Annotated in this window: 2 protein-coding genes; both read right to left on the reverse strand. The window is 45.6% G+C overall.

The annotated features are described in order from the left end of the window. Window positions 1-5 precede the first annotated feature (5 nt). On the reverse strand, window positions 6-8,204 hold the full coding sequence (locus tag MHI20_RS18270; RefSeq protein WP_340940385.1) for an amino acid adenylation domain-containing protein: 8,199 nt from the start codon (window positions 8,202-8,204) through the stop codon (window positions 6-8). A gap of 13 nt (window positions 8,205-8,217) precedes the next feature. Beyond that, entirely contained in the window at window positions 8,218-18,360 is a 10,143-nt protein-coding gene (locus tag MHI20_RS18275) for a non-ribosomal peptide synthetase (RefSeq protein ID WP_340940387.1), read from the reverse strand. Window positions 18,361-18,366 lie beyond the last annotated feature (6 nt).

Here is an 18,366-nt window from a genome sequence, read left to right on the forward strand (position 1 = left end):
CGTCCTTACCCCTTTACGATCGTTTCAAGAATCTGCGCAAGTTGATCTGCCTGCGGTCTTTTCATCATGGTCACATGGTCGCCTTTTATTTGATAATACGAGCACGTTTCTCTCGTGTAAGCTTCCCAATCGGCAAATTTTTTCTGGAAATCTGTGGCGTGATCGCTGCTTTGTATAATATAAAACGGCACAGAGAATGGGTCTTTTTCTAATTCAATGGCTTGTGACATGATGGTATTATGAGTCTGCATTTGCAAGTATTTATCTAAATAGTGATCATTCATAAATTGATGAACGACTTCATCCTTTTCTGCTACTTTGAGGATTTTCTGCTTCACTTCTTGGAAGCTGAGCCCTTGTAATGCTTCTGGTTTGATGCCGACGAGGTTCCCCATACCTAGGACGAGGGCCAGCATTTTCACTTCTTCTTCGTTCATATCGGCATGAAGCGCTTGATCTGCCTCATCTCTTAATACCGGAACCGTATCTAAAATGATCAATCCTTTTGGCGCTTTTCCTGCATGACAGAGTCTCTGATTCATTCCGTAAGCAAGATGTCCGCCCATGGAATGCCCTGCCAAATAATCAATGCCTGGTCGATAGAATGTTTCAATGGCTTCAATAAAAATGGTGACAAGCTCTGTATAATGAAGGAATTGTGGTTCTTCATCCTCATACAAGCCTGGAGACTGCAAGGCGTAAACAGCTCCTTCATGTGTCATGAGCTTGGCCACATCAATATACCCCATCACCGTTCCACCAGCAGGCGGTGCAAAGAAAATTCTCGGTTCAGCCGGATCCCCTTTTTTCAACTCGATCACATAGTCTTTCGGCGCTCTTTCGACAGGCTCGCCTGTTTCTGGCACTGTGTCCAAATATGCCGCTAACTGCGCTGGCGCTGGGTGCATGAAAATCCATTTCGGATCAACACGGACACCTTTTTCTTTTAATTTGGCAACGGCTTGAATACTCATAATGGAATCTCCACCTAAATCAAAGAATGAATCATGAATTCCTACTCGTTTGACACCAAGCACTTCACTGAAAGCTGTCACAATCAGCTGCTGTGTTTCTGTTGCCGGTTGATCGTCTTCATGTGAGGAAGAGACTGCGTCTGTCGGCTCCGGCAATGCTTTTTGATCGACCTTCCCATTTGTTGTGACAGGAATTGCGTCAAGTACGATAAAGTAACTTGGAATCATATAGCCTGGCAGGCTTTCCTGTAAAAATGCTTTCCATCCGGGAACAGGCTCTCCCCCATCTGTGACAAGGTAGGCTGCCAGCCGTTTTGAGCTGCCGTACGTTTTAGCAATGACGGTACATTCTTTTACTTGTGGGTGTTTGAGCAGGGCTGTCTCAATTTCTCCACATTCAATTCGGTAGCCTCTAATTTTGACCAAGTTGTCTTTTCGGCCAAGGTATTCAATACTGCCATCAGACCGCCATTTCCCTAGGTCACCGGAACGATACAGTTTGTCCCCTTTTAATGCCGGGAATGGATTGTCAATAAACCGCTCCTGCGTGCGCTCTGGGTCATGCAGATATCCTTTTGCCAGCCCTGTTCCGCCGATATAGATTTCTCCTTTGACGCCTGTAGGTACTGGATTGAGATGATCATCTAATATGACAACCGTTGAGTTGGCGACTGGCACACCGATTGGCACTGATCTTGCATCCTCGGGTACGTGTGTGACTTGATAAGTGGTCGCTAATGTTGTGTTTTCTGTTGGACCGTAAGCATTGATCAGCACACCCTTCATATGTGGCAATGCCTTTCGTGCATGCTCACTAGACATGGCTTCTCCGCCAACAAGTAATGTACGGTATCCAGCTACACTTTTTGGATCATGCTCAATCAGCCGGTTGAATAATGCAGTTGGCAAACAGTTGGCTGTGACTTGATGCGTTTTGATTAAACGGGTTAATTCGTCCATATTCAGAGCAGCATATTTCGGGATCAGAACCAGCTGACCGCCATTGAGCAGCATTCCCCATAATTCAAAGGTAAAGGCATCAAATGCATAGTTAGACAGCTGAAGCATTTTATCTTCTGAACCAAGCTCAATATAGTTTGTTTCTTTCACTAAGCGGACCACTCCTGCATGAGGAAGCATCACGCCTTTTGGTGTGCCTGTTGAGCCTGAAGTGTAGTTAACATAGGCAAGCTGGTCTTCTCCTACAATCGATTTTTCCCTTTGATACACTGCGCCTGTTTCTGGTAACGGCTTGTCCATTTCAATCTTTGTGCCGCTCAGATCGTCTAAACGATTGATCAGATGCGACTGGGTTAAGATGATATCGCTTTGTGTATCGCGAACGATCAGACCGATGCGGGCATCTGGATACTCAGGTGACATCGGTACATAAGCAGCACCCGACTTGACGATCCCTAGAACTGAGACCATCATGTCAAACGAACGATCAAACAGCATCGGGACAAGTGAACCTGGTCCAACGCCTTTTGACTGTAAATAGGCAGCCAGTTTTGTCGCCTTCTCGTCTAAATCTTGATATGTCATATGCTCTTCCATATAGGATACAGCAATCCGGTGCGGGTCACGCTGCACTTGTTCTTCAAATAATTCTTGCAGCGTACGCTTTGGATAAGGCGTGTCAGTTTGATTTTTCCTTATGATCATGGCATCCTGTTCTGTTTTGTCCATGACGCAAAATTCAGCAAATGTCCGTTCAGGCTGAGCCGTCATGCCATCTAACAGATTGAGATAATAATTCATCATACGGTGGATCGTTTCTTGCTCAAATAAATCCGTATTATATTCCACATGGATAGACAGCTTGTCCTCCTGCTCAAATACATGCAAGGTGAGATCAAATTTAGAGACGGTATGATGGACCATCACTTGTTCCGATGTCAGTCCTTTTAGGTTGATATCCAGCGAATCAGTGACATACCCCATGGCGACTTGGAAGATCGGTGAACGACTTAGGTCTCTATCAATTGAAAGGTCATCCACAAGCTTGTCGAATGGATAATGCTGATGCTCAAAGGCTTTTAACGTCATTTCTTTCACCTTTGCCAGTAAATCGGTAAAGGTATCGGCTTTTGAAACGTCCTGTCTCAGCGCCAATGTATTGACAAACATGCCGACGAGCTTCTCTGATTGTTCGACATCACGACCAGCGATCGGCGATCCAACAATGACATCTGTTTGTCCAGACAACTTGTGAAGTAGGACATAATAGGCTGACAACATCGTCATAAATAGTGTTGTCCCCTGTTGTCTCGACAAGGCATGTAAACGACGAACAAGCGGTTCATCTATCACGATTTTCTCTGTAGCCCCATTAAATGTTTGAACCGGCGGACGAGGACGGTCAAACGGGAGCTCTAATACCGGCAACTCACCTTGTAACGTTTCTAGCCAATAGCTCTGAGCCTCATGGTGGTTCTTTAATTGCTCATTCTCCCAATGAACATAGTCGGTCCATTCAATCTCAAGTGCAGGTAGCTCAGGCGTTTTCTCTGATAATAGCGCACCATACACGACTTCTAATTCTTGAATAAGCAGGCTGAGCGACCATGCATCGGAAATGATATGATGCTGCGCACAAAGCAAGTAATATTCCTCTTTCCCCATATCAACAATTGTCCATTGTGCAAGCGGTCCCCGTTCTAAGTCATAGATGCGGTTCGCCTCTTGCTGAATCAGCTGTTCCAATCTTCTCGCTCTTGTTTTTTCATTAAATAATGAGAAATTCGCAACGGTTACTGATGGCGGAAGATCTTCACGGATGACTTGAACCGGCTTGCCGCCAATGGTTTGAAATGTTGCGCGCAGTGCTTCATGACGTTTTGTTAAGAGACCGATCGCCTTTGTTAACGTTTGGATGTGTAATTGGCCCATCAGCTTCCAAGCACCTAATATATTGTAATGATGGCTCTTTTCTAATGTAGATAAGAACCAAATCCGCTTTTGAGCGTGTGACAGTTCATAGCTTGTTCGTTTTTCCAGCTTTGGAATGCTGGCTTCCTGAATAGCTGGTGCTCCATTGATGTCATCGACCATTTGTGCCAAGTGTGCCAGATTCTTGCTTTCAAATAATATTTTTAGCGGTGCCTTTATTGAAAACTCATGATTAATACGAGAAATCGTTTGAGTGGCCTTTAATGAATGTCCACCAAGGTCAAAGAATTGATCCTCTTTGTACACACGATCGACTTCTAAAATATCCTCCCATATGGCCGCAAGCACCTGCTCTGTCTTCGTTTCTGGCAATTGCTTTTCAAACGGCTGTGCGTGTTTGTGATGGAACTGTTTGAGGGCTTCATGATCAATAGAGCCATCTTGTTTTTTCGGTATATCTTCCACTTGCCTGATGTCCCATTTCCCCTCTATGATGTCTGTGATCTTGTCAGCATCCACTTCTTTGCCTGATTGAACCTTATAGTACAGTTTCTTTTCAAAATATGGCATTGGTGCTGGTTGAAGATGTTCAGCAATTTCTTGATTCGCCCCATCTAGGCCAATAAATAGATGCGCTTCATTCAGCCGAACACCTAGACATAATGAATGGAGTCCTTGTTTTTTTCCAATCAATTGAAAGCCCTTGCGAACGGTTAGCGCAGCCCCAGTATGTCCCTTAGACAAACCAAGATTATCCCACATGCTGAAATTCAACGAAATCGCTCTTCTTCCCTCATGATAGGTAAGGGCATGTGCGAGTCCATCTAAAAAGCTGTTCGCCGCAGAATATGCGCCAAATGTGGTGCCGCCAAAAAAGCCATTCACTGATCCAAAAAAGACGAGTGGAACTGACGGATCATGCTTGAAGGCTTCTTGCAGCACCCAAGCACCATCTGCCTTCCCTGAAACTTCTTTGACGAAATCTTCTTCTGTTGTATGAGCCAGTGTGTACGTATCCACATGCTGAAAGTGCTCAGATACATTGCCAGCACCGGCTAAATGAAGCGCTCCTCGGATCGACTGTCCGAAATGCTTTTCTGCTTCATAAATCGCCCGCTCGACGTCACATAAATTCGTCACATCGGCTTGTACATAAAGGACGTCTCCCAGATCTTTCAGTTGTGAGAATGACGCCTCTTTTTCTCTGTCTTCTTCAAGGGATGTCCGTCCAATTAACACGAGCTTCAAGCCAAATTGGAGCATTTGCTTAGACAGTTCAAATCCAATACCGCCAAGCCCTCCAGTCAGCAAGTACAAGCCTTCATATTCTAAAAACCCTTCTGTCTGAGGTGCCGTCATCATATTCACTTTTTCCAGCTTTGGTACGAGACGCTGGCCATGCCGGTAAGACACTTCTGCTTTCAAATGAATCGCACCTAGTTCGTCCGCAATATGCTTGGCATCCTGTTCCACATTCTCCGCTTCAATATCAAGGTGAGACACTTCTGCCCCTTCCCATTCTTGCGGGATGGTTTTTAATAATCCGGCAAGAGACGTTTTCTCCACATGAAACTCATCTTGCGGTTTTACAAATTGACCACCTTTTGTGACAACAACGAGACGCATCGGCTCTTTATTTTCTTGTCTCAATGCTTGATACAAATACAAAATGGATTGGCTAGTGCTTGCATTCAGTTCTTTGAACTGCGCAGGGCTCGCAATCATCTCCGTGTCTGATACATTCCACAAGTGGAGCATACGGTCAATTTTTAATTCATCGGCTTCAAGCGCCGCCACAAGCCTGACGTAATCCCCCTTGATTCGAGGGTTCATCTGATACATCCCTTTTGACAGGCGTAAAAATTCATAACCCTTTTTCACAGAAACATAAGGCAGGTTCATTTGTTCAAATTGTGTATAAAGCGATGGATAAAGCCCTTTTTCATCCTCAAATACGAGTACATGATCAGTGGAGACTGGCTGAGATGGACCGATATTCTCTTTTACCCAAATACGTTTAAAGAACCAATCTGGGAGGGTTTGTTCATTTTCCGAAGCAAGATCAAGTGCACGTTCAATGTCATGAAATACCCCATCTTTCAGTGCCGCACCTAGTTGGGCACGTTGAATTTTTCCGCTTTCTGTTTTCGGAAATTGGTCTTTTTTCACCGGAATGATATGGTCAGGTTCGATTCCCATTTTGCGAATGATGCTCTCTCTAATCTGCTGAATCATTGTGATTTGATCCTCTATCGAATCCTTCTGCGTGACAAAAAAGATGGCGAGTGTGTCATTACTTGATTCGGGATTGTAAATGCCGTACGCAGCGGCAAAGGTGACTTCAACCCCCTCAACTTCTTCCACAACGGCTTCAATTTCGTAATTCAAATAGTTCGCTCCGTTGATGACGATGATATCCTTTTCCCGTCCTGTGAGGACTAGGCGCCCTTCATGAATAAATCCTAAATCTCCTGTATGAAACCAGCCGTTTTCCGCAAATACTTCTTCATTGGCTTCCTCATTTTGATAGTAGCCCATCATAATCGTTGGACTCTTCACCTGCAAGCGGCCGACTTGATCTTCTGGCAGCACTTGGTGATGCTCATCGACAATCCGAATCCATACAGAAGGGATTGGTGCACCGACTTCTGTAAAAGTCATCTTGTGCGGATGATCGTGCGTCACATATTGAATCTCACTTGTTAATGTGGTCTGATCAATGGTCAGTTGTCCACCCTGATCATCATGACGCATGAATTCTTTTGACTGGACAATGGCTGATGATGTTTCTGACATGCCATAAGCCGGCACCATCGCATGGCGGCTTAATCCGTGCTCACCCATGATGTGCATGAAACGCTGCGTCACTTTAGGAACAACTGCTTCGGCGGCGTTCATGATATAGGTCAAGGTGGAGAGATCCCAGCTCCCTTTGCGAATGTCGTCTTCATATTCATTCATCATCGCAAAGGCAAAGTTTGGCGCCCACGTCCTTGTGACACCGTATCTTTCTACCCAATCCAGCCACACCATCGGCCGTTCGATAAATTGATCAATGGATGGACTAATTTGCTGGCAGCCGAGGTAGACATCATGGACATGAAACATGACAATGCCCCCTACATGATCAAGCGGCATCCAGTTCATTGATACATCCTCATGCGTGAAACCATTTGCCTGCTCAAAGGAAATGATTCTAGATAAAATGCTTTGATGGTTGTGCCGGATACACTTTGGCACACCCGTACTTCCTGAGGACAGCAGCTGAAGCACAGGCTCATCCGGCTCTGGTTCATAATGCTGTTCATCTGGGTCACAGGCAAGTAATGTTTCAATTGTTAAAATCGGAATCGCTTTTGCTTCAAACGTTTTACGTAGCCCTGCAATGTCCTCAGCACTCGCTTCATTTGTAATAATGAATGGCTCATTTTGAAGCTGAAATACGCCCTTGAGCTTGTTCACACCTTGATTCATTTCATCATACACAGGTGGTACAGAGACTGGGGTTGGAATGATTCCACCGAGAATACAGCCCCAGAATACCGTGATAAAATCTTGATGGTCTTTCAATTGAAGCAGCACTTGATCGCCGTTTGAAAGTCCGGCTGCCCTTAATCCAGATAGGACACGTTCCGCTCCTGTGAGTAATTCCGGGTAAGTCTGGATCACCTCATGACCGCCTTCTTTGAGATACGTGACTCCGCGATTTGGTGACATAAAGGCGGCTCGGATCAGTACCTCTGTCAATGTGACTGGTGTACCTGGTTTTCTGATCACATCACCTCCATAAACAAGAGCTGGTGGTTTTTCTTGTACGGAGGATTGTATGGTTTGGCTGACTTCATCTTTTGAAAACGATTCGTTTCCATTTGTACGCTGTCTATCTGGGAAGAGGTCATTTAAATGATAGGGTGTTTGTTTTTCTGTCTGACTCTCTATCAAAACGGCTGCTTCCTCTACTCCATCTATGGCTTTCGTGCGTTCTTCTATCTTTCTCCGTTCCTCTTCATCTAGTACGTCAATGGCAAGCAGCGCCTCGGTATCGACCGCTCCATTTTCTTTTCGCGGCAAGGAAGGGACGAGGACGAGTGCGGCTGGCACTTCATCAGGATGAAGCGGGCCTCTCATCAAATCCTCTCTTGTCAACGAAGGGTCCTTCGCCTGTGCAAACAGCACAAGCGATAGGCCTCCTTCTTGATTTTTCTTCGGGATGAGCGCACATTCCTTTAGTGGAAAGTGAAGCATGAAGACTTTCTCTAATGCTTTGAGATCGATTCGTTTTCCATTGATCCTGACAATATGATTTGCTGCATTTCCTTTTCGTCTACTAACTAGCATTCTTCTTCTCCTCCTACATCCAATCCAAAATCTGAATCTTGCTTTCTTCCGTCCAAACGCCGACATCCCCTGTCGGATAAAGGTATTCGCCTGTTTGATGTTTGAATGGATGCGGAATTTTATGCGCCTCCATCCAATCGGCTAGCTCTCCAAAAAGTGCTTTGATCTCTTTGGCGCCGATAAAAATATCTCCAGGAAATCCAATCGGCATGAGCTGATGTTCTTCATTCAGGACATATATTTCCGTTTCATAGGCAGGATCATGTACGCCTGCATAAACTTCTTCTTGGTCTGGGTATAGCACGCTGACATGTGCGTTTTTCGCCCAATCACTGATCATCTGCTCTTTTTCCTCACTTGTCACAAGTGTGAAGGAAGATAGCGGCGTATCCACTTGTTCTGTCATGGCTTCAAGTGTGTGAATCAGCTGCTGCATCAGCGTTTGTATTTGCTTTTCTGTATATTGATTTAAGTTGTATGTGATCCGAAGCTCCAGCGTATCTCCCGGCACTGCGACAAGGGTTAAGTCATAATTTGTTTCTTCATGACTGGCGATGTCTAAAATGCGTACGCCATACGGCTCAATGGATTCAATCGGATAGTTTTCAAACACGACAATGCTGTGAAACAATGCCTCTCCATTTGGAATTTCCGTCATCTGCTGAATATCTGGCAATACGGTATACTCGTATTCTCTCATCTGAAAAACGGTTTCCTGTGTATGGGCGAGCAATCGCGCAATCGTCCAGTCCGAATGGATCGGTAGACGAAGCGGCAATGTGTTAATAAAGAGCCCTGTCATGCTTTCCACTTCTGGTAAGTCGGCTGGCCGGCCAGATACGGTCACCCCAAATATGACATCCTCTGCGCCCGAATGAAGGTGCAAGAGCAGTCCCCACGCTGATTGAATCAGTGTGCTCATCGTGACCTTCTGCTTGCCAGTCATCTTCTCCAGCTTCTGCTGCATCTCTGGCGTCAATTTGACGCTGGACTGCGCCATGCTTGCTTCTTGGTCTGAAGCGTGTTCTTCGCCATCTCCTGGAAGCGGTGTCGCTTCCTCTACGCCTGACATATAACGCTGCCAGAATTCTTGCGCCTTCTCTTGATCCTGCTTTTGCAGCCATTCGATAAAATCTTTATATGGACGGACTGTAGAAAGACTGATCTCTCGTTCATCCACAAGAGAGCGATACAGCGCAAAGGATTCCTGAATAAAACTGAACAAACTCCAGCCATCGATTAAAATGTGATGAAAACTAAAGACAAACGTGCATCTTTCCTCATCACAACGGAATAAAGCAATCCGAATCAGCGGTTCATCTATATGGTCTAAATTGAAATCCTTTGAACGATCAGATACTAAAAATTGTTGGATTGTCTCTTCTTGCTCCGCATCACTCAGGTGGCGCACATCGTGCTGAGTGAGGTGGATGCTTCCTTCTGATTGAATGAACTGAACAGGCTCCTTCAGCCCTTCCCAAGCGAATTTTGTTCTCAAAATCGAATGACGTTCTACAAGAAGGTTCCAAGCTTGTTCATAGGCATCACCGTTTGTTAAGCCTTGGAGCGTCATATGCACCTGACCAAAATAAGCTTGTGAGGCTTGATCTAGCAGTGCATGAAACAGCATTCCTTGCTGCATTGGAGACAGCGGATACACATCGACTACATTGTCTGGAAGTTCATCTATTTGCTTTTGCGTGAGCTGAACCATTGGAAAATCAGATGGTGTAAAGCCGCCGCTCGTTTCAACACAATGCGCCAAGATGATCTCCATTTTTTCTTTAAAACGTTCAGGTAACAACCGCACCTCTTGATCTTGCAGCAGTTCACGATTGATCATAAAGTTCATCTGCAACTGACCATCTGTCACATATCCATACACATCGATCAAATGCTGTCTTTCTGCTTTCGGATCGTGAACATGTCCATTTCGTTCGTCTGCGATATAAAGCTTGGCTTCGCCATCTGCCTGATCTAACTGACCGAGGTAATTAAAGCTCATCTGCGGCGTTACCGTTTTGAGTAAACGAGATTCTGTCATGTATTGAAGCAAACCATAGCCGATTCCCTTTTGCGGCACAGCTCGTAAGGTTTCTTTGACGTCTTTGATTTGTCTTGCAACATCGGTTTGTATAAAAGGAATAAAAATAGGATAAGAGCTTGTAAACCAGCCGACTGTCCGTGACAAATCCATCTGTTCAAATAAATCCTCGCGTCCATGCCCTTCTAACGTGATGAGCATTGGCTTTCCAATGGCTTGCGTGAGTCCTGATAACAGTAAATCGTTAATCTCTGTTCGGTATGCTTGTGAGGCCTGTCTAAGTAACATATCTGTTTGTTCCTTTGTGAGCTGAACCGACAGGATCTCTGCATGTTCTTCTATATTAGAAAGCGCAGGCAGTTGGAAAGGAGAACCTTCTTCCTCTTGATCCTTGATTTTTTGCCAAAAAGAGGCCTGCGCTTGTAATTGATCTGTTTGTGCATATTCATATAAGGCATCTGCCCACTGCTTATAGGAGGCGGTTTTTTTCGCAAATATGATGTCCTGCCCCGTAGCAAGCTGTTTCAATCCATTTAGTACATCTTCTTGTATCATGCGCCATGATATGCCATCCATGACGAGATGGTGTGCAGCAATAAAGAGCTCAGACGTGTCTTCACCTGTATGAAAAAGAATGGCTTTGATCACTTCTCCGCGCTCTAATGACAATGTTCCTTGACAGGCACTTGTCTCCAAGCGGATTTGTTCCCGTGCTTCCTCCTGAGATACATCCGTCACATCAAAGAATGTGACACATGGTGTGACACCAGGCTCACGAATGGTTTGAATCCATGTGCCATCTGCCTCTTTTGTATAGATAGCTCTCAGCATATCGTGATGATCGACCAGTTTTGAAAGAACCTGTGTTAACTGTTCATGTGGAACAGATCGCTTCATTTCAATATGCGCCGATAGATTCCAATAATCTTGATTGGTCATCGATTGCTCAAAGAACCAAGATTGAATCGGGAGAAGACGAACCTCTCCTGTCACAGGTGATTGATCATAGACCTTAGAGACCTCTGACTTTCTCATCGTTTGTGCGAGTTGTGAGATGGTCTGTTTTTCAAATACATCTCTCGGCTGGATGACGTAGCCTTCCTGTGCTAAGCGTGCCACCATTTGTATGACAATAATGGAATCTCCGCCAAGCTCAAAGTAGTTATCATGGACGCCAATAGAAGGAACGCCTAGCAGCTGAGACCACACTTTTTCTAACACACGTTCTTCCTCAGTAGCTGCTTTGTCAATGGCTGTTTCTACTTCTTCTTGTCTCCACTCTGGCGGCGGAAGACGCTTTTGGTCTACCTTGCCATTTGGCGTGAGCGGTAATTCATCCAGCTCTATTAATAGGCTTGGCACCATATAATCTGGCAGAATGTCTTTTAAGTTTTGGCGAATGTCTTGCGTGGTCATGCCGCCTTTTTGGACAAAATAACCGATCAATCGCTTATGACCACTCTCGTGCTGATGCGGGATAACGGCACATTCTTTGATGTCATCAAATGTCAGCATAGCGGCTTCAATTTCTCCACATTCCACGCGGTGTCCACGAATTTTCACTTGATGATCGATTCTTCCAAGACAGTCAATGATGCCATTTGACAGCCAACGGCCCATATCGCCTGTTTTATATAAACACGCTCCTTCTTGGAAAGGATGCGGGATAAATGATGATGCTGTTTTTTCTTCATCTCCAAGGTAACCAAGTGCTAGCCCTGTGCCGCCAACATAAATTTCGCCGATGACGCCTTGCGGAACTGGCTGCATTTGGTCATCTAATACATAAGCTTGTGAATAAGCAATAGGCTGTCCAATCGGGACCGTCGCCTGATCTTCTTCCAGTGCCCGAATGTGATGCACACAGGAGAATGTTGTATTCTCTGTTGGTCCATAACCATTTAAAAGCCCTTCAGGCAAATACGGTAGTGCTTTTCGGATATGAGCGGCTGATAAGGCATCTCCGCCGACCAATAATGCATGAAGTCCAGATAAAGCTTCTGGATGTTCTTCTGTTAAACGGTTGAACAGCGGCACAGTCAGGAACCCTGTTGTAATCTGATAAGTTTTTAGTGCTTCCGCTAATGTATCCATTGATAAAATGGTATTTCGATCCGTCAGTATGAGCCTTCCCCCGTTTAAAAGGGCACCCCATATTTCATACGTAAAAGCATCAAAAGAGAAGCTGGCGATTTGTAAAATGCGCGTTTGTTCATTAAGGGTGACATAGTCTGTTTCACACACAAGCCGGACGACCGCTTGATGCGGGATCAGTACTCCTTTTGGCTGTCCAGTTGACCCCGATGTGTAATTGATATAAGCAAGTCCATCAGGTCTTAGTGCAGCGGGCATGACCTCTGCTTCTGGTAAAAATTCTTCATACCCTTGATCAAGACAAATAAGTTCCGTTTGATGGATGGATACTTTTTTCAGCCATTCATTTTTTGTCAGTAAAAGCTGAATCCCTGTATCTCTCAGCATATAGTCAATGCGGGCATCTGGATATTCAGGATCAATTGGCACATAAGCCCCGCCTGCTTTCACAATGGCCAGCACCCCAAGAATCATTTCAGGCGATCTGTCGATGAGCAGTCCAACTGGTTCATGCGGCGTCACGCCTCGTTGCTGCAAATAGGCTGCTAGACGATCGACTTTCTCATGTAACTCTTGGTACGTCCACTCATCTCCCTGGAACTCGAGCGCCACTGCATGAGGTGTCTTTTTCACTTGCGCTTCAAATCGTTCTGTCATAAGCAGCGGACCTTTTGGTTGATCAGTCTTTCCGCTCCATTCATAGAGCAATTGATGCTTTTCTTTCTCTGGCAGGAAATTCACTTGTCTGATCGGCTGCACTGGATTTTCACAAATGCTTTCAAGCAGGTGCTCGTAGTATGCGAGGAATCGCTCCATCGTGTCATCAGAAAATAAATCCGCATGATACTCCAGTTTTAACTGAAGGCCTTCAGCTCCTTCAAACACAAACAGGGAGAGATCAAATTTCGCTGTATCATTATCTTCAATGGCTAAAACCGACGTCGCCTCCCCCATTGGAGATGCTTCCAGCGGTAAGTTTTGCAGAACAAACATGACCTGAAACAGCGGCTGCTTACTGGCATCACGCACAATATTCAATTCATCGACCACCATCTCAAACGGCACATCCTGATGTGCATAAGCACCGACAGTTGTCTCCTTCACTCGCTCTAATAATTCCGTAAAGGCTGGATTCCCGCTATGGTCGATCCGAAGCGCCAATGTATTCACGAAAAATCCGATTAAATGCTCCATTTCCGTTCGATTTCTCCCAGCAATGACCGAGCCAATGACAAACTCATCCTGTGAAGACAATCGATGTAAAAGCGTAGAGAAAGCCGAGAGCAAGGTCATATACAGTGTGCTGTCTGTTTTCTTGGATAGCGCCTCAATCTTTTTAGACAGCGACTTCGACAGCTGATATGTTTTCGTCTTCCCTTTGTAGGATTGAACGGCCGGCCGCGGATGATCATACGGCAATACCAAATCTTCAACAGGTGCCGCAAATTGCTCCTTCCAATAGGCAAGCTGCTTATGCAATGGCTCTCCTGTCAAATACTCCTTCTGCCACAGTGCGTAATCCGCATATTGAATAGGCAGTGCCGGCAAGTGAGGCTCCCGCCCTTCGATCGCCGCTGTATACCACTCAGATAATTCTCTTGCAACAATGCCAATCGACCAGCCATCTGACACGATGTGGTGAATGGACATAAGCAAGATATGCTCTGCGGATGAAAGTCGAATCAGCTTCACTCGAAAGAGCGCTTCGTGTTCTAATTGAAAAGGTGTGGATGCCTCTTCTTTCGCCCATTCAGTCGCTTTTTGTTCTTTCTCTTCCTGTGACGCTATGCCTGAAAGGTCCATCACCTCAAGCTCTGGCAGGGCCATCTGTTCATGAATGACCTGTACCGGTTCATCCCCGCTCATCGTAAAGGACGTTCTGAGCGATTCATGCCTTTCCACCATATGATGCAGACTTTCCTGAAGCACCTTGATATCTAAAGGCCCATTCATCCGAAACGAAATCGTATTATTGTAAAATGGCAGATCCGGCTCTAATTGATAGAGGAACCACTGTCTTTGCTGGGCATAAGACATCGGAATTTCCTGACCCTTCTCCATTTTTCTCATCGGAATCACTTCATCTGCTTTGGCATTTGAATCGATCCAATCTGCTAATTCTCCGAGTCTCGTATGTTCAAACAACACAGCAAGCGGCACGTCAAACCCTGTTTTTTGCCTAACCGCAGACAGCATTTGCGTCGCCTTCAGCGAATGACCTCCTAGTAAAAAGAAATGATCGCCGCAGTTGACATCTGAGACACCGAGCAGCTCTGACCAAATGTGTGCGAGCAGTTTCTCCGTTTCTGTGTGAGGTGCTCTGTTGTCTGCATCCATTCCGCTTTCCTCTATTAATTCATGAAAATATGCCTCGTCTGGCGATCCATCTTCTGTTTCTTTCCAATATTCCTCAGGAAACAAATGTACGGCATATTCACCAGATAGACGGGACTGTAAACATGTATGAATCGATTGATAAAGCCGCTCTTCCACCGCCTTTGTTTGATCAGTTTTGAAAAAGACGTAAAAGGTCTGCTCTGTTTGCATCTCCGCATCCCCATGGATCATCTCGTGAATCTCTTTCTTCGATCGATCCAATCCCGCATAAATGAGCGGAGCATCTGTCATCAGACATGCGAGCATCGTTTGGAAGCCTGCATGCTTTGAAATTGGAAGATAACCTCTTTCTTTTAAAATGCCTTTTATCATGGAGCCTTCACTCATGCCAATCTCGTCCCACATGCTGAAACTAAAGCAATATGGCTTCACTGTAGATGTCAGCTTCTGATAATGAGCAAATTGTTCCACGAACTCATTGGCAGCGCAATAGGCGCCGACAGTCATACCGCCCTTTAGCGTTCGGGCTGACGAGCTGGAAAGAAATAAAACATTCCTGCGTTTGGAGGCAGCTTCATGAAGCGCAATTGTTCCATATACCTTCGCTTCGTACATGTCATTCAGAGACACAGATGTCATATCAGCAAGTAGTTCTTCTTGAATGATACCTGCGAAATGAATGATGCCATCCAGCCTTTGATTTCCAGCGACCTCATGTCTAGAGATGATCGCTTCCACCTCTTTTTCAGCCGTGATATCTGCTTTCTCATATAGAACCTTGCCGCCATGCACTTTTGCCTGCTTCTCTAGCAAAGACAATGTCTCTTGCTGGTCACTAGAAAGTGCCTCTCTCTCTTTCCTTCCAAGCAACACGAGATGTGCTTGATAAGATGTCAGTAGGTGTTCACTGACTAAACGTCCAATTCCGCCTAGCCCGCCTGTTATGACATAAAGCCCAGATGATTCAAATGGCGGCTCTTTCCTTTTCTGTTCCTTTTCCAAATGAAGAGGTGCTAAAAAGGGAATATAACGAACACCGTGACGATAAGCAGCGACATGACGGTCTTGGTCATGTGTGAGTTCTGCCATAATCGCCATTGCATGAGAATGACTAGATACCGATTCTGCTAGAGAAAAATCAAGACATTGCACCTTGATAAACGGCCATTCATGCTGAACTGCTGTCATCAGTCCGGCTGTCGTTGCTTTTTCTACATCGTGGATATGATCCTCCGGCACATTCATCGCATGGGCTGAGACAAAAGTGATGGCCACCTGCTCCTCATAGACGGAAATGGCTTTTGTTAAAAATAATGCACTCATGCTGCCCGTTTTCTGCGCTTGTTTCGCCTTGGCCACATAAAGCTTGTCTTCTTGGTTTGTATAGTTCCAAAGGTGAATGATGTGTTTCACCGAAACGCCATACGAACGGAGCGTCTCAAAGAGTTGTTCGTAGTCAGACGGCCGATTCGGGTGGATGATGAAGTGAGTGTGTGTGAGTTGTTTGAACGCTTGACCCGGTTCAACCGTAATGTATGTTTGTTCACTGTTTGCAAAAGATTTCAATTGATCTGCCAGTCCTAATGGATCTGCAAAGATCACAACGTCCCCTATGATCTGCTTGTCAGCTGCATCAAGTGGAGCAGGTATCCACTTCTTTTGATAACTCCAATCAGGCAAGGTATGTTCATTTTCAAGTCTCATGTCCATTTCCATGATCATTTCATCAAATTCGCCTTCTTGCCATCTTGTCTTGAGCTGTGCCCTTTCTATTTTTCCAGAGCTTGTTTTGGGAAATGCATGCTTCTGGACAGGAATGATGCGAGATGCAGACAAGCCCATTTTTGTTGCAATATGGGATTTAATGTGCTGACTTGCCCTCATAATATAAGTCGGCTCATACAGCTTCGGTGTAAAAAAGAGAATCAGTTCATCGGATGCAGAAGCCTCCATTCGGACGGAACAAGCAGCCACAAAGCTCGTTTCTACTCCCGGTACTTCCTCTGCTATGGCTTCAATTTCATAGTTGTGATAGTTTTTCCCGTTGATGATAATCATGTCTTTTTCTCTACCGGTTAGTGTCAGCCTTCCTTCGTGCAGGAAACCTAAATCACCCGTGTGAAACCAGCCATCCACTTGAAATACTTCTTGATTCGCTTCGTCATTCCGGTAATAGCCCTTCATGGTGGTTGGGCCTTTTATTTGCACACGGCCAATATGATCTTCTGGAAGAAGCTCATGCTGATGATTGACGATGCGTATCGTGATACCTGGAATCGGTTTGCCCAGCTCTGTAAAGCTGACGGTTCCTGTCTCACGTGCTTCTGCTGGTCTTAGCTGCTCTGTCAGCGACGTTTCCTCAAAGGTCAGAACCCCGCTGTTTTCATCTCCACGCTCAATCGCAAAGGAAAACACAACCGCTGATGAGATTTCAGACATGCCGAAAGCCGGTCTAATCACATCTCCCTTTAAGCCGTGCGGAGCAAGCAAGTTTAGAAATCGGTGGATGGTTTTTGGAACGACCGCCTCTGCCCCATTGATCATGCAGGCCATCGCCGACAGATCCCAAGACCCTGATGAAATCTCTTTCTCATAATCGTTGATCATCGCAAATGCAAAGTTAGGTGCCCACGTCTTCGTTGCACGGTAGCGGTCCATCCAGTCAAGCCACCGCAGCGGCTGAGCGATAAAGTCATCTGTTCTTGCCCGAATCTGCTCGCAGCCTGTGTACACATTGACAAGGTGGAACATCACGATGCCACCAATATGATCTAAAGGCATCCAGTCTAACGAGACATCCTCTTGTGTAAATTGATTCGCTACCACTGTTCCTTTGACGTTCGCCAGCACACTTCTATGGGAATGCTCTACACACTTTGGCATCCCTGTACTTCCAGACGTTAAGATAAAGAAGACGGAATCATCCGGCGCGGCAGGGTGAGCGGCTGTATCTCTTTCTAATGTCAACATCGGCTCAACTGCTGCGACACGTAATTGGTCTGTATGCCACAGTAAGGCTAACCCTTGCACCTCCTCGATCAGTGAGTCATCTGTTAGGATGAGCGGATGCTCGAGCAGCTTCCAAGCATGATGAAGCTTCTTCACTGCAGCATTCATCTCCCGATAGGTTGGGGCAGCTGACACAAGCGTTGGAACAAATCCGCCTAATACACATGCCCAAAAGGCAGTGACCATGGCATGATTCGATGAGAATTGAAAGAAAACAGGATCGCCTGCCTTAAGCCCCAGTGCCCTTAAACCAGTCAGAACCCTCTCGGCGTCTCCTTGTAACTGCGCATAAGATTGTGTGAGTTCGTTCTTGCTATTCACGATATACGTAAGCCCATTTGTCGTTTTTGCAGCCTCTGTTAAGACTTCCTGTAAGGTCTGTGCGCCTTGTGTGACGTCGAGATCCCCTCCATAGGAAAGAGCGGGCGGCATGTCGGCCAAAGCAGGTACAGCCGTTTGCGTCTGTATCGCTTCCGCTGCGGCCTCCTGCTCAATGTGCTTATCGAGAAATAAATGAGAGAGGTGATACGGCCGCGGTCGAATGGTTTTTTCACGTGAAAAAACAGCGAAGCGTTCGATTTCGTTGGTTTGTAAAATGGTTGTCTTTACATCTTGTAAAATCGCATCCATTGATTCATGTCTACTCGTTTGGTTAATGGTTGATGGTTTCATATGAGT

It is taken from the genome of Bacillus sp. FSL K6-1106 (genome assembly GCF_038005245.1).
Lineage (GTDB): Bacteria > Bacillota > Bacilli > Bacillales > Bacillaceae > Bacillus > Bacillus altitudinis.

Coding starts and splice junctions, on each gene's coding strand:
- MHI20_RS18270 (WP_340940385.1), bottom strand. CDS start 8,204: ATGCTAGTTAGTAGACGAAAAGGAAATGCAGCAAATCATATTGTCAGG.
- MHI20_RS18275 (WP_340940387.1), bottom strand. CDS start 18,360: ATGAAACCATCAACCATTAACCAAACGAGTAGACATGAATCAATGGAT.